General features: G+C 72.6%; 11 protein-coding genes. 3 read left to right on the top strand and 8 right to left on the bottom strand.

The window, feature by feature from the left end:
* Positions 1-31: 31 nt before the first annotated feature.
* From pyk to pta, 3 genes are all read right to left on the bottom strand, one after another.
* On the bottom strand, positions 32-1,462 hold the full coding sequence (gene pyk / locus ACIF6F_RS21170; protein WP_399948707.1) for a pyruvate kinase: 1,431 nt from the start codon (positions 1,460-1,462) through the stop codon (positions 32-34).
* A 63-nt stretch (positions 1,463-1,525) separates the two neighbouring features.
* The gene (locus tag ACIF6F_RS21175; protein ID WP_399948709.1) at positions 1,526-2,731 is read right to left on the bottom strand and encodes an acetate kinase; all 1,206 of its coding nucleotides are present in this window, start codon (positions 2,729-2,731) and stop codon (positions 1,526-1,528) included.
* A 29-nt stretch (positions 2,732-2,760) separates the two neighbouring features.
* On the bottom strand, positions 2,761-4,854 hold the full coding sequence (pta, locus tag ACIF6F_RS21180; RefSeq protein WP_399948711.1) for a phosphate acetyltransferase: 2,094 nt from the start codon (positions 4,852-4,854) through the stop codon (positions 2,761-2,763).
* A gap of 293 nt (positions 4,855-5,147) precedes the next feature.
* Here pta and ACIF6F_RS21185 point away from each other — a divergent pair, with 293 nt between their 5' ends.
* On the top strand, positions 5,148-6,173 hold the full coding sequence (locus ACIF6F_RS21185; protein WP_399948713.1) for a 6-phosphofructokinase: 1,026 nt from the start codon (positions 5,148-5,150) through the stop codon (positions 6,171-6,173).
* Between the two features lie 104 nt (positions 6,174-6,277).
* Here ACIF6F_RS21185 and ACIF6F_RS21190 read toward each other — a convergent pair whose 3' ends face one another.
* The 3 genes from ACIF6F_RS21190 to ACIF6F_RS21200 form a co-directional block, all read right to left on the bottom strand.
* Positions 6,278-6,976: an XRE family transcriptional regulator gene (locus ACIF6F_RS21190; protein WP_399948715.1), complete on the bottom strand. Its 699-nt coding sequence runs from the start codon at positions 6,974-6,976 to the stop codon at positions 6,278-6,280.
* A gap of 184 nt (positions 6,977-7,160) precedes the next feature.
* The gene (locus ACIF6F_RS21195) at positions 7,161-8,738 is read right to left on the bottom strand and encodes a hypothetical protein (protein WP_399948717.1); all 1,578 of its coding nucleotides are present in this window, start codon (positions 8,736-8,738) and stop codon (positions 7,161-7,163) included.
* Positions 8,739-8,928: 190 nt separating this feature from the next.
* A complete protein-coding gene (locus tag ACIF6F_RS21200) occupies positions 8,929-9,825 on the bottom strand; it encodes an NAD-dependent epimerase/dehydratase family protein (protein ID WP_399948719.1) in 897 nt (298 codons plus the stop codon).
* A gap of 103 nt (positions 9,826-9,928) precedes the next feature.
* On the opposite strand from ACIF6F_RS21200, the gene ACIF6F_RS21205 reads away from it, so the two are divergent.
* A complete protein-coding gene (locus tag ACIF6F_RS21205; protein ID WP_399948986.1) occupies positions 9,929-10,333 on the top strand; it encodes a MerR family transcriptional regulator in 405 nt (134 codons plus the stop codon).
* Positions 10,334-10,359: 26 nt separating this feature from the next.
* Positions 10,360-10,698, top strand: a complete 339-nt coding sequence (gene trxA, locus ACIF6F_RS21210) for a thioredoxin (RefSeq protein WP_399948721.1) — start codon at positions 10,360-10,362, stop codon at positions 10,696-10,698.
* 20 nt (positions 10,699-10,718) lie between these two features.
* On the opposite strand, the gene glgB is transcribed toward trxA, so the two are convergent.
* Complete coding sequence (gene glgB / locus ACIF6F_RS21215; RefSeq protein ID WP_399948723.1) at positions 10,719-13,244, bottom strand: 1,4-alpha-glucan branching enzyme; 2,526 nt, start codon at positions 13,242-13,244, stop codon at positions 10,719-10,721.
* On the bottom strand, positions 13,241-14,746 hold the full coding sequence (locus tag ACIF6F_RS21220; protein ID WP_399948725.1) for a maltokinase: 1,506 nt from the start codon (positions 14,744-14,746) through the stop codon (positions 13,241-13,243). The genes glgB and ACIF6F_RS21220 overlap by 4 nt, the downstream gene beginning before the upstream one ends.
* Positions 14,747-14,881 lie beyond the last annotated feature (135 nt).

Below are 14,881 nucleotides of genomic sequence, written 5' to 3' on the forward strand. Positions count from 1 at the left end.
TCCCCGGACGGAGCCGGGGGAGGGGCGGGGATCAGCCGTTGGCTGCGCCGCCCAGGTGGTGGACGCGGACCATGTTGGTGGTGCCGGGGACGCCGGGGGGCGAGCCGGCGGTGATGATCATGGTGTCGCCGGCGTTGAAGCGCTTCAGCTTCAGCATCTCGGCGTCCACCAGGTCCACCATGGCGTCGGTGTTGTCCACGTGCGGGACGACGAACGTCTCGACGCCCCAGGTCAGGGTGAGCTGGTTGGCGGTGTGGGTGTCCGTGGTGAAGGCCAGGATCGGCTGCGTCGTGCGGTAGCGCGCGAGCCGGCGGGCGGTGTCACCGGACTGCGTGAAGGCCACCAGCGCCTTGCCGCCGAGGAAGTCGGCGATCTCGCAGGCCGCGCGGGCGACGGAGCCGCCCTGCGTACGCGGCTTCTTGCCCGGGACCAGCGGCTGCAGGCCCTTGGAGAGCAGCTCCTCCTCGGCCGCCGTGACGATCTTCGACATCGTCTTGACGGTCTCGATCGGGTAGGCGCCCACCGAGGACTCGGCGGACAGCATGACCGCGTCCGCGCCGTCCAGGATCGCGTTGGCCACGTCGGAGGCCTCGGCGCGGGTCGGGCGGGAGTTGGTGATCATCGACTCCATCATCTGGGTCGCGACGATCACCGGCTTGGCGTTGCGGCGGCACATCTCGATGAGGCGCTTCTGCACCATCGGGACGCGCTCCAGCGGGTACTCCACGGCGAGGTCGCCGCGGGCCACCATGACCGCGTCGAAGGCCAGGACCACGGCCTCCATGTTCTCCACGGCCTGCGGCTTCTCCACCTTGGCGATGACGGGGACCCGGCGGCCCTCCTCGTCCATCACCTTGTGGACGTCCTTGACGTCGTTGGCGTCGCGGACGAAGGACAGCGCGACCATGTCGCAGCCCATGCGGAGCGCGAAGCGGAGGTCCTCGACGTCCTTCTCGGACAGGGCGGGGACGTTCACCGCGGCGCCGGGCAGGTTGATGCCCTTGTGGTCCGAGATGACGCCGCCCTCGATGACGATGGTCTTGACCCGGGGGCCCTCGACCGCCGTCACCTGGAGCTCGACGTTGCCGTCGTTGATCAGGACCTGGTCGCCCTTGGAGACGTCCCCGGGCAGGCCCTTGTAGGTGGTGCCGCAGATGGACTTGTCGCCGGGGACGTCCTCGGTGGTGATGGTGAACTCGTCACCGCGCACCAACTCGACGGGACCCTCGGCGAAGGTCTCCAGACGGATCTTGGGGCCCTGGAGGTCGGCGAGGACGCCGATGGCCCGGCCGGTCTCTTCCGCGGCCTGCCGGACGCGGTCGTACCGCTCCTGGTGCTCTGCCTGGGAACCGTGGCTGAAGTTGAATCGGGCCACGTTCATACCGGCCTCGATGAGAGCTTTCAGCTGCTCGAGCGAGTCGACGGCGGGGCCCAGCGTGCAGACGATTTTGGAACGGCGCATGGAGCGGATCCTATCCGGTTTGTTTCGCAGCGGAATATTCCGTCTGGTGGAAAGTCCAAGTGACTAATGGGTAACCAGCTCGAAGGCCTGGGTGGCGATCTCCAGCTCCTCGTCCGTGGGCACCACCGCGACGGCCACCCGCGCGTACTCCGGCGAGATCAGCCGCGGCTCGTCCGCCCGTACGGAGTTCAGCCCGGCGTCCACCGCCAGCCCCAGCTCCTCCAGGCCGCTGACCGCAGCTTCCCGTACGGCGGCCGCGTTCTCGCCGACCCCCGCCGTGAAGGCCACCGCGTCCACCCGCCCGAGCACCGCCGCGTACGCGCCGATGTACTTCTTCAGCCGGTGGACGTACGTCTCGAACGCCGTCCGCGCCGCCTGGTCGCCCTCACCCGCGCGCCGCAGGACCTCCCGCATGTCGTTGTCGCCGCACAGCCCCAGCAGGCCGCTCCGCTTGTTCAGCAGGTCGTCGATCTCGTCCACCGACAGCCCGCCCACCCGCGCCAGGTGGAAGATCACGGCCGGGTCCAGGTCGCCCGAGCGGGTGCCCATGACCAGGCCCTCCAGCGGGGTAAGCCCCATCGAGGTGTCCACGCAGACACCGGCGCGCACCGCCGAGGCCGAGGCGCCGTTGCCCAGGTGCAGGACGATCACGTTGACCTCGCCCGGGGCCTTGCCCAGCAGGGCCGCCGTGGCCCGCGAGACGTAGGCGTGGGAGGTGCCGTGGAAGCCGTACCGGCGGATCGAGAGCCGGTCGGCGATCTCGGTGTCGATCGCGTACCGGGCCGCGTACTCGGGCATCGTCGCGTGGAATGCGGTGTCGAAGACCGCCACCTGCGGGATGTCCGGGCGCAGCGAGCGCGCCACCTGGATGCCCGTGACGTTGGCCGGGTTGTGCAGGGGCGCCAGCGGCACCAGCTTCTGGACCTCGGCCAGCACCTCGTCGTCGATCACCGTCGGCCGGGTGAACCGGGTGCCGCCGTGCACCACGCGGTGGCCCACCGCGGCCAGCTCGGGGGAGTCGAGTCCGAGCCCGTCGGCGGCCAGCTCGGCTGCCACCGCCTTGAGCGCGGCACCGTGGTCCGCGATCGGTCCGGTCTGCTCGCGCCTGGCACCGCCGCCGGTCAGCGGCGTGTGGACGAGCCGGGAGGTCTGCTCGCCGATGCGCTCGACCAGGCCGACGGCCAGCCGGGTGCGGTCGGCCATGTCCAGCAGCTGGTACTTGACCGAGGAGGAGCCGGAGTTGAGGACGAGTACGCGCGATGCGGTCACAGGTGCGGAGCTTTCTGGGTGAGGGGAGGTCATACGGCCGGGTTCGCGGGGGTGTTGCCGCCCTGCGCCTGGATCGCGGTGATCGCCACGGTCGTGACGATGTCCTGGACCAGGGCGCCCCGGGAGAGGTCGTTGACGGGCTTGCGCAGACCCTGGAGAACCGGGCCGACCGCGACGGCGCCGGCCGAACGCTGCACCGCCTTGTACGTGTTGTTGCCGGTGTTGAGGTCCGGGAAGATCAGCACGGTGGCGCGGCCGGCCACGTCGGACTCCGGCAGCTTGGTCGCGGCCACCGAGGGCTCGACGGCCGCGTCGTACTGGATCGGACCCTCGATCAGCAGGTCGGGCCGCTGCGCGCGGACGAGCTCGGTGGCCTTGCGGACCTTGTCCACGTCCGCCCCGGTGCCCGAGGTGCCGGTGGAGTACGAGAGCATCGCGATCCGCGGCTCGACGCCGAACGCGGCGGCGGTGGCCGCCGACTGGATCGCGATGTCGGCCAGCTGCTCGGCGTCGGGGTCCGGGTTGACCGCGCAGTCGCCGTACACGAGCACCTTGTCGGCCAGGCACATGAAGAAGACGGAGGAGACGATCGAGGCTTCCGGCTTCGTCTTGATGATCTCGAAGGCCGGGCGGATGGTCGCGGCCGTGGAGTGCACCGAGCCGGACACCATGCCGTCGGCCAGTCCCTCCTGGACCATCAGGGTGCCGAAGTAGTTGACGTCGGTCACCACGTCGTTGGCCAGCTCGACCGTCATGCCCTTGTGGGCGCGGGCCTTGGCGTAGAACTCGGCGAAACGTTCCCGCAGGGGAGAGGTCAGCGGGTCGATCAGCTGCGCGGCCGAGATGTCGACGCCGAGGTCGCCGGCCTTCTTGAGGATGGCCTGCTCGTCGCCCAGCAGGGTCAGGTCACAGACCCCCCGGCGCAGCACCACGTCGGCGGCGCGCAGCACCCGGTCCTCGGCGCCCTCCGGCAGCACCACGCGGCGGCGCTCCGAGCGGGCGCGCTCCAGCAGCTGGTGCTCGAACATCATCGGGGTGACGCGGGTCGAGCGGGCCACGGAGATCCGGTCGCGCAGCTCGGCGGTGTCGACGTGGCGCTCGAAGAGGCCGAGGGCGGTCTCCAGCTTGCGCGGGGTCGCGGAGTTCAGCCGGCTCTGGAGCGCGAAGAGTTCGGCCGCGGTGGGGAAGCTGTTGCCCGCGACCGACACCACGGGGGTGCCGGGGGCCAGCTTCGAGGCCAGGGTCAGCACGTGCTGGGCCGGCCGCTCGTTGAGGGTGAGCAGCACGCCCGCGATCGGCGGGGTGCCCGAGGTGTGCGCGGCCAGGGCGCCGACGACCAGGTCCGAGCGGTCCCCGGGGGTGACCACCAGGCAGCCGGGGGTCAGGGCGTTGAGGAAGTTCGGCAGGTGGGCGCCGCCGAACACGAAGTCCAGGGCGTCCCGGGCCAGTCCGGCCTCGTCGCCCAGCAGCACCTCGCCGTCCAGGGCGCGGCGGATCTGGTCGACGGTGGGGGCGGAGAGCGACTTGTCGTCCGGCAGTACGTAGCAGGGCACGGGGAGCCGGGCGGCGAGCCGCTCGGCTATGACGTCGCGGTCGGCCGGGGCCACCCGGTTGACCACCATCGCCACCACCTGGCAGCCCAGGCTCTCGTACGCGCGGTGGGCGTTGCGGGCCTCCTCGCGCACCGACTCCGCGGTCTGGGTGGTACCGCCGACCACGGGGACGACCACCGCGCCCAGCTCGTTGGCCAGCCGGGCGTTCAGGGCCAGTTCGTCCGGGAGGCTGGTGTCGGCGAAGTCGGTGCCGAGCACCAGCATCACGTCGTAGTCGCGGGAGATCCGGTGGAAGCGGTCGACCAGCCGCGAGACCAGCTCGTCGGTGCCCTTCTCGGCCAGGATCGCGGTGGCCTCGTGGTACTCCATGCCGTGCACGGTCGCCGGGTCCTGCTCCAGCCGGTAGCGCGCCTTCAGCAGGTCGAACAGCCGGTCGGGTCCGTCGTGCAGCAGCGGGCGGAAGACCCCCACGCGGCCCGTCTGGCGGGCCAGCAGCTCCATGATTCCCAGCTCGACGACCTGCCGGCCGTCTCCCCGGTCGATGCCGGTCACGTACACGCTGCGGGTCACGCGTGCTCTCCATCCCTGTTCGCTGTCCGGTCCGGAAGCGGCTCTAAGAGTTGAATTTCCCAGTTGGTGTGGGCTTGCCCCCTTGACAATACCCCTCGCCATGGTGCAGGCGCCCCCGGAAGAAGACCCTCCGAATGCGCGGAACGCCCCGGGCCGAAAGGCCCCGGACGAGGTCCGGAAGTCCCTTCGGGCGGAGCAGTACGGAGCGCACCCCTTCCGGGGCGCGTGGAACAATCGGACAGTCCGACCCGTACTGCCGCACTTGTACGACGAGAAGCAGGAGACACAGCACGATGCGTATCGGAGTCCTCACCGCAGGCGGAGACTGCCCCGGCCTGAACGCCGTCATCCGGTCCGTCGTGCACCGTGCGCTGGTCGGTCACGGCGACGAGGTCATCGGCTTCGAGGACGGCTTCAAGGGTCTCCTCGACGGCCACTACCGCCCGCTCGACCTCAACGCGGTCAGCGGCATCCTGGCCCGCGGCGGCACCATCCTCGGCTCGGCCCGCATGGAGCGGGCCCGCCTGAGCGAAGCCGCCGAGAACTGCGCGGAGTTGCGCACGCGCTACGGCCTCGACGTGCTCATCCCGATCGGCGGCGAGGGCACGCTGACCGCCTCCCGGATCCTCTCGGACGCCGGTATGCCCGTGGTCGGCGTCCCGAAGACCATCGACAACGACATCTCCGCCACCGACCGCACCTTCGGCTTCGACACGGCCGTCACCGTGGCCACCGAGGCCATAGACCGCCTCAAGACCACGGCCGAGTCGCACCAGCGCGTCATGGTCGTCGAGGTCATGGGCCGGCACGCCGGCTGGATCGCCCTGGAGTCCGGCATGGCCGGCGGCGCCCACGGCATCTGCCTGCCCGAACGCCCCTTCCAGGTCGACGACCTGGTCAAGATGGTCGAGGAGCGCTTCGACCGCGGCAAGAAGTTCGCCGTCGTCTGCGTGGCCGAGGGCGCCCACCCGGCCGAGGGCTCCATGCCGTACGAGAAGGGCGAGATCGACCAGTACGGCCACGAGCGCTTCGCCGGCATCGGCAACCGCCTCGCCGTCGAGCTGGAGCGCCGCCTCGGCAAGGAGGCCCGCCCCGTCATCCTCGGCCACGTCCAGCGCGGCGGCGTCCCCACCGCCTACGACCGCGTCCTCGCCACCCGCTTCGGCTGGCACGCGGTCGAGGCCGCCCACCGCGGCGACTTCGGCAACATGACCGCCCTGCGCGGCACCGACATCGTCATGGCGCCGCTGGCCTCCGCGGTCACCGAGCTCAAGCGGGTGCCCGAGGCCCGCATGTTCGAGGCCGAGTCGGTCTTCTGACCCGGCGGGCCGGGACCTCCGGCCCCACTTCCACGCCGAACGGCCCCGGTCCGCTCCGTCGAGGAGTGCACCGGGGCCGTTCGCACGGTCCGCCCGAGGCCGTCTCAGGAGGGCCGCGAGCCTCCCGTCAGCTCCCAGAACCGCTCCACGATCTGTGCCAGGAACTCGCGGCCCGCGTCGCCGCTGCCGGCCTGGCCACCGCCGCCGCCCCAGCTCAGGGTGGCGACCATCCTGGACTGGTACTCGTCGTAGAGCTGCTCCACGACCCGGTCCAGCTGCTGCCGGGGGACCGGGACGAGCTTGGCCAGCGGCTTGACGTAGGCCTGCCAGCGCGTGGTGACCGCGCTCTGCAGCACCTCCGCCAGCTCCTCTTCCCTGCCGAGGGCGGTCACCAGGTCCGGCAGGGTCAGGGAGAGGGCGTAGGAGAGGGCCGCGGTCTGCCGCTCGTTCCCCTTCCAGCGGCCCGAGTCCTCCATCTTCTGGTACGAGGACGCGTCGATGCCCAGCCGCCGGGCCAGCTCCTCGACGGCCATGCCCTTGGCGATGCGGTGCTCGCGCAGGGTGCGGGGCCGGGCCAGCAGTTCGCCGGGCGAACACCACAGCACGCCGGCGAGTGCGGTGAGCTCGGCGGAGGTGGGCGCGATCTCCCCGCGCTCCCACGCCATCACCGTCTCGGGGGTGACGAGCAGTCCGTACTGGGCGTGGAGTCCGTACGCGACGTGGCCGGGCGCCATGCCCAGGGCCGCCCGCAGGCGGCGGGCGGCGAGGGCGTCAAAAGGGGGGCTCTGGTGCACGAGGCACACCGTAGAAGTGGCGGAGTTGTGATGACTACGGGCTGTTCGCCCAAGGTCACAACTCGTATGAACGTACGAGGAGGTCCGGTGCTTTCGCCCGTTTCCCCCGCGACTGTCCGGTAACCATGCTGGTTGAAGATCCACTATGACGGTGGACTTCCAGCCTCCGCCACCCGTACGACACGGTAACTTCCTAGCGCACGTCCACGAAATCCTCGCGTCCGAGGTCGGCGTAGTGCGTGCTCGGCGTGTCCGTGTACCGGACCTGCCAGGTGCCGTCCTGCCGCGCGGTGAACTTCCGGCTGAACGTGCCGTCGTTCCCGGTGGTGGCCGTGCCGAGCTGCTTCCAGGCGGTGGAGCCGGAAGCCTTGAACCACACGCGGACGGTCTGCCCCGCGAAGGACTTCCAGGAGCTGCCGTACTCCTGGAGGAGGCCCCCCTTCGCGGTGAGCGTCGCACCCTTGCGGACCGGCTCCGGCGTCACGTCGTCGTTGACGAGCAGAGTGGCCTTGCGGCCCAGCCTGAACGACGCGCTGCTCTGGGCCGCGGCCGCGATCCGCAGGCGCCAGTGGCCGCTGCCGGCCGGCGCGGTCCTGCTCGGGGACTTGCTGAAGGCCTCGCCGTACCGGGCGGTGAAGGAGCCGACGGTCGACCAGGTCCTGCCGTCGGCGGAGTGCTGCATGTCCACCAGGGCCGTCGTCCCGGCCGGGTAGGAGCCCTCGGCGACCCCCAGGGTGCCGGTGAACGTGACCTTGCGGTACTTGCTCACGGCGGCCTTCAGCGACTCGAACCTGGTCGGCACGAGGCGGAGCTTCACCACCTGCCGGGGTGCGGGGTTGAAGTGGTACGTCCCGCCGGGCATGACGGTGACCGAGGTGTTCCGTCCGACGCCGTACGTGAACGAGAAGCTGCCGTCGGCCTTCGTCCACGAGCTCGTGTACCTGCCGTCCGCAAACATGTACATGTCGCTCACGGGCTTGTCGACGCCGGAGTCCGTGGTGCCGGTGACCCTGCCGCGGACGGGGATGGTGCTGCCCGAGGGAGCGGTGATCGTGCCGCCGGGAGCGTCCACGGCCAGCTTGAGGTCCTTCCGGTCCCGCTTCACCGTGAGGGAGGCCCTGGCGGAGTGGAACGAGTACGTGAGCGCGACCTCGGTGGCCTCCCGGAATTCGGGCACGTCCGTGAAGCGGCCGTCCGCGTCCGTCCGCTCCCACGTGCCGCCGTGCGGCACGTCCTTCGACACGGAAGCCCCGGGGAAGGGCTTGATCTCGTGGGTGTCGGGGTCCTCGGCCCGGAGGGTGCCGGTCACCGTGACCGGGTGCTCCCAGGAGTCCGTCGGGTGGTCGCCGGCGACCGTCAGCTGCGGGTCGAGGCCGTAGTCGAGTTCGCTGTTGTCGCGGTCGACGCGCTCGTCCGCCTGGCCCTCGTCGACCACCACGTCGACGGTGTAGACGCCGAGGCCGGGCAGCCTGGCCGGCTCGCTCAGGAACGTGGAGTCCCAGCAGCCCGTCTCGGGGCAGGACTCGGTGCCGTTGAGCTTCAGTGTGGTGAGGACCTGGTCGGCGCCCTTCCGTCGGACGCGGAGGCTGACGTCCGACGGGTGCACGTCGTCGTCGAGGACGTTGAAGACGGCGTGGATCCTGCCGTTCTCCTGGGCCGTCCACGCGTGTGACTGCAGGTGGACCTCGGCCGCCTGCGCCTGCGGCGCGACGGCCAGCGTGGTCGCGGTCACTGCGAGGACGGTGCCGACCGCGGCCGTGAGCTTTCTCAAGATTCCCCCAGGGAAGGGCGTGGATGTTCGTTCACCTGTCCGACTCGCCACGCGGCCCGATGGTTGTCCTCCCCGAGGCGCGGATTCCGGCCGGTGGGCGCGAGAATCCCCGCCGCCGTGTGAACCGGACCCGGGCCCCGTCCGTGATCCCAGGACGGGGCCTCCGCGTACGGGGGTCGTGGAGGCCCCGTCAGCGCGTCAGGCTCTCCGCCACCGCGGCGGCCAGCCAGTCCCCGGTGTGCGAGAACCGGAAGCCCAGGCCCTCGGCCCGCGCGTTGGACATGCCGTACGCCCGCGCGAAGGAGAACGGCGAGGCCGGCTCGCCCTCCGCCACCGGGCGGTAGACCGGCTCGGGCCCGCCCGTGACCGCCCGGACCGCCGCCACGTCGGCCGTGTCCAGGGGGCCGTGCGCGTGCGCGTTCACCGGCCCGGTGAACTCCGCCCCCGCCACCCAGGCCAGGAAGTCCGCGATCTCCTCGACGTGGATGTACGTCGACGGGTGGCCCGGCACGTCGACCGCGATCGGCTCGCCCGCCCGCAGCCGGTCCGCGTAGTGCTCCAGCCGCCCGGTGAAGTCGTCCGCGCCGCCCAGCACGTGCGCCACGCGGACCGTGACGTACGGGAACGCCGGCGCCGCCGCGAACACCGCCTCGGCCTGCCGCTTGCCCTCGCCGTAGTGCTCGTCCAGGAAGACCGGGTCGCCCCACGGCAGCTCCGGCCGGACCGCCACCGCCGACAGGTCGACCGCGTCCTCCGGCACCCCACCGGGCGCGTCCTCGTGCTCGTACACCTCGATCGTCGAGGTCATCACGTACCGCGCGGTGCGGCCCTCGAAGACCCGGCGGGCGATCGCGGCCTGCACCGGCGTGTAGCAGACCTGGTCCACCACCACGTCGAAGTGCCGGTCCCCGACCGCCGCCCGCAGCGCGGCCTCGTCGTTGCGGTCCGCCACCAGCAGCTCCACCCCCTCGGGCGCCGGCGCCGAGCCCCGGTTGACCACCGTCACCTCGTCGCCCCGCTCCAGCAGCCGCCGGATCAGCCGCTTGCCGAAGTACCGGCTGCCCCCGATGACACACACCCTGCTCACGCGTCCCCCGCTCCTCGATACCGCCGTGTCCCTCCTACAAGCGCCCGGGACCGCCCGCTGTTCCCTTGCCTTGACGCGGGCGTCAAGGATTACGGTCGTGGCCATGCGCATCGGCGAGCTGGCCGCACGGGCCGGGACCACCACGCGGACCCTGCGGTACTACGAGTCCCGGGGGCTGCTGCCCGCCCGCCGGGCCGTCAACGGGTACCGCGAGTACGGCGAGGAGGACCTGCGGCTGCTGCGGCAGATCCGCACCCTCCAGGACTTCGGCTTCGGCCTGGAGGAGACCCGGCCCTTCGTGGACTGCCTCAGGGCGGGTCACCCGGCCGGGGACGCCTGCCCCGCCTCGCTCGCGGTGTACCGCCGCAAGCTCGCCGAACTCGACGAGCTGATCGGCCAGTTGACGGACGTACGACAGCAGGTGGCGCGCCAGCTCGCGAGCGCGGAGCTGGCCGCCGAGGCGGAGGCCCCGGGCGGTCCGGAGCCGCGCTGCGAACTGACCGGATGACCGGATGACCGGATAGGAGAGGACCCATGGTGCGTGCGGCCGGAGTGCCCGAGGTGACGGACGCGGACTTCGACGCGGAGGTGCTGGCGGCCGAGCTGCCGGTGCTCGTCGAGTTCACCGCGGACTGGTGCGGCCCCTGCCGCCAGCTGGCCCCCGTGCTCAGCGCGGTGGCCGCGGAGGAGGCCGGGCGGATCAAGGTCGTGCAGATCGACGTGGACAGCAACCCCGTCACCCAGTCCCGGTACGGGGTGCTGTCCATGCCGACCCTGCTCGTCTTCCGGCGGGGCGAGCCCGTCAGGCAGATGGTCGGTGCCCGCGCCAAGCGCAAGCTCCTCCAGGAGCTCGACGAGGCCCTGACCGCCTGAGGCGCATCACGCCGGCCGGGTCACGCCGGCCGGAACCAGACCGTCGCCAGCGGCGGGAGGGTCAGCCGCAGGCTGGCCCCCCGCCCGTGCGCCGGCACCTCGTCCGGCTTGACGGGACCGGGGTTGAGCACCCCGCTGCCGCCGAACCGGGCCGCGTCCGTGTTCAGCACCTCGCTCCAGGCGGGCACCGAGTCCGGGTCCGGCACGCCCAGCCGGTAGTCGTGCCGGACCACCGGCGAGAAGTTGCTCACCGACAGCAGCGGGGCGCCCTGGGCGTCGTACCGCAGGAACGCGAAGACGTTGTCCTCCGCCGCGTCCCCCACGACCCACGCGAAGCCCTCGGGCACGGTGTCCCGCTCCCACAGGGCCGGCGCCTGCGCGTACACCGTGTTCAGCTCGCGCACCAGGTCCCGCACCCCGATGTGGTCGGCCGCCGCCGCGTACGAGGGGTCCACCAGCCACCAGTCGGGACCGTGCGCCTCCGACCACTCCGCACCCTGCGCGAACTCCTGCCCCATGAACAGCAGCTGCTTGCCCGGGTGGGCCCACATGAAGCCGAGGTACGCGCGGTGGCAGGCCCGCTGCTGCCACCAGTCGCCCGGCATCTTCGACACCAGCGAGCGCTTGCCGTGCACCACCTCGTCGTGCGAGATCGGCAGCACGTAGTTCTCGCTGTACGCGTAGACCATCGAGAAGGTCATCTCGTGGTGGTGGTACTTCCGGTGCACCGGCTCGTGCGCCACGTACCCCAGCGAGTCGTGCATCCAGCCCATGTTCCACTTGAGGCCGAAGCCGAGGCCGCCGAAGCCGCCCGCGCCCACGTGGTGCGTGGGCCGGGTGACCCCGTCCCAGGCCGTGGACTCCTCCGCGATGGTCACCACCCCCGGGCAGCGCCGGTACACGGTGGCGTTCATCTCCTGGAGGAAGGCCACGGCGTCCGTGTTCTCCCGCCCGCCGTGCGCGTTCGGCGACCACTCGCCGGGCCCGCGCGAGTAGTCCAGGTACAGCATCGAGGCCACCGCGTCCACGCGCAGACCGTCGACGTGGAACTCCTCGCACCAGTACACGGCGTTGGCCACCAGGAAGTTGCGGACCTCCTTGCGGCCGTAGTCGAACTCCAGCGTCCCCCAGTCCGGGTGCGCGGCCCGCTTCGGGTCCTGCGGCTCGTACAGCGGCCGCCCGTCGAACTCCGCCAGCGCCCATTCGTCCCGCGGGAAGTGCGCCGGCACCCAGTCGACGATCACGCCGATCCCGGCCCGGTGCAGCGCGTCCACCAGGAACCGGAAGTCGTCCGGCGTGCCCATCCGCGAGGTCGGCGCGTAGAAGCCGGTGACCTGGTAGCCCCAGGACCCGCCGAAGGGGTGCTCGGCGACGGGCATCAGCTCCACGTGCGTGAAGCCCAGCTCCTTCACGTACGCCGGCAGCTGCTCGGCGAGCTGGCGGTACGTGAGTCCCGGCCGCCAGGACGCCAGGTGCACCTCGTACACGGAGAACGGCGAGGTGTGCGCCGGGCGGTCCTCGCGCCGCTCCATCCACTCCGCGTCGCCCCACTCGTGGCGGGAGTCGGTCACGACCGACGCGTTCGCGGGCGGCACCTCGGTGCGCCGGGCCATCGGGTCGGCGCGCAGGGTGTGGCTGCCGTCGGGGCGGGCGATGTCGAACTTGTACAGCGTCCCCTCGCCCACGCCCGGCAGGAACAGCTCCCACACGCCGGTCGAGCCGAGCGAGCGCATCGGGGAGGCGGTGGCGTCCCAGTACGAGAAGTCGCCGGTGACCCGCACGCCGCGGGCGTTGGGCGCCCACACCGTGAACCGGGTGCCGGCCACCCCCTCGTGCACCATCGGCTGCGCGCCGAGGGCCTTCCACAGCTGCTCGTGCCGGCCCTCGCCGATCAGGTGCAGGTCCAGCTCGCCGAGTGCGGGCAGGAACCGGTACGGGTCCTCGACCTCGATCTCGTCGCTCTCGTACGTCACGAGCAGCCGGTAGTCGGGCACCGCGGCCAGCGGCAGCAGCCCCGAGAACAGCCCGTCCCCGTCGTCGTGCAGCGGGGCCCGCAGGCCCTTGGCCACCACCGTGACCGCACGGGCGTGCGGGCGCAGCGCCCGGAAGGCCACCCCGCCCCGGCACACCCGGGCCCCGAGGAGGGCGTGCGGGTCGTGGTGGGTGCCGGACAGCAGCCGGCCCCGGTCCTCGTCGGACAGCGCGGGCGCCGGCCGGGTGCGGCGGGCCGCGGGGGCCCGCCGGGCGCGGGGCGGCTTGGCGGCCGCGGCCCCGGCGGCGGCCTTCGCCGTGCCGGTCTTCGCGGTGCCGGTCCTGCGGGTGGCGGTCCTGGCCGCGGGAGGCTCGGCCGGGGCGTCCAAGGCGGCGGTGTCCGGGCCGGCGGTGTCCGGGCCGGCCGGGGGCTCTTCCGCGTCGAGCGTGCCGACCCGGCCCGGCGGGACCCCGTCGGGCCGCTCCTCCGGCCCGGCCGCGCTCCTGGGCGACTTGGCGGACTGTTTCGCGGGCTGCTTGGCGACGGTACGGGACGGCTGACGGGCGGGGGTCACGTGTGCGGCCTCCTCGGGGGCTGCGGGCGGTGGGGGGTCGGGAGGGAGCCAGGGGCGGGGTTGTTGGCCGGCTTGGCCGGTCCGGGGGTGCGGCTGCGGCGCGGGGGCCGGTCTGCGGGCGCGCGGGAGGTGGCGGGGTTGACCGCCGCCTCGCCGCCCGCGGCCAGCCGCCGGATGGCGGCCATCGGCACGTGCAGCCAGTCGGGCCGGTGCCGGTACTCGTACCGGGCCTCGTACACGGCCTTGTCGGTCTCGAAGGCGCGCAGCAGGACCGGGTCCTCGCGCGGGTCGCGGCCGGTGGTCGCCGCGTAGCCCGAGCAGAAGGCGGCCCGGCAGGCCTCGGCCCAGGCGGGGGACCAGGGTTCGTGGGAGCGGGCCGCGTAGTCGAAGGAGCGCAGCATCCCCGCCACGTCCTTGACCGCCGGCTCGGGGCAGCGCCGCTCGGCCAGCGGCCGGGCCGGCTCGCCCTCGAAGTCGATCAGCCGCCAGCTGCCGTCGGCGGCCCGCAGGGTCTGGCCGAGGTGCAGGTCGCCGTGGATCCGCTGGGCCCAGCCGCCCCGGCCGCCGCGTCCGCCGGGCATCCGGGCCAGCGCGTCGAACGCGGCCCGCAGCCCCGCCTCGTAGGGCCGCAGCGCCGGCACCTCCCGAACGGTCGAGGCGAGCCGGGCGGTCATCGCCGCCGCCAGCCGAGCGGTCTCGGCGGGACCGAGCCGCACCGTCGGCAGGGCCGCGGCCAGCGCGCTGTGCACCTCGGCCGTGGCGCGCCCCATCTCGTACGCCTCGTCCGTGAAGGCGTCGCCGGCCCCGAGCCGGCGCAGCGCCAGCTGCCAGCCGTCGTCGGAGCCGCGCAGGTACGGCTGGAGCACGCCGAGGGTCAGCGGCTCGCCCGCACCGGACGGTCCGGGCGGCTCGGCCTCGTACCAGGCAACCGGCGCCGGGACGCGCGCGCAGCCCGCCCCGGCCAGGGCCCTGGGCAGCTCCAGGTCCGGGTTGGTGCCCGGGCCGACCCGGCGGAACACCTTCAGGATGAACGTATCCCCGTAGATGAGCGAGGAGTTGGACTGCTCGCCCGACAGGGGTCTGGGGGCCAGCCCGGCCGGGATCCGCACGTTCTCGTCCCGGGCGAACCGCAGCGGCCCGAGCACGCCCGGCGTGCGCAGCCGCTCCAGCAGCAGCCCCGCCAGCCGCGGGTCGCCGAGGCCCTCGTACACCGTCAGTCCGGCGTACGCGCCCGACGCCCCCGCCTCGACCCGGCCGATCAGGGCCGGGGCGAGGGCGGGGGGCAGGTTCCGGCGCAGCCCGAGCAGCAGCTGGTAGCAGTCGTCGTCGACGTCGACCAGCAGGTGGAGCAGCCGTGGCGAGGTGCCCGGCGGCAGCAGTTCGGCCGCCGAGACCACCTCGATCCGCGAAATGGCCCTCCCTTTGCCCGCGAACCACCGCTGGCGCGGCAGCCAGCCGCGCAGCAGGGGTTCCAGCGCCCGGGCGGATGCAGCCTCCGACATGGCATCGCGTCCTTTCCCCGGGCCCGCCACTGAATGCGCAGAGTGTCCCGGATCACGGCAGTTGCTGTCCGGTCGTGAGCGAGTGTCGGGTCAGGATGGTCCGTACAGGGACGGCGGTTGACCCGTTCGCCGCGA

Origin of the sequence: Streptomyces sp. NPDC086023, assembly GCF_044540325.1 — a bacterium.
Taxonomy (GTDB): Bacteria; Actinomycetota; Actinomycetes; order Streptomycetales; family Streptomycetaceae; genus Streptomyces.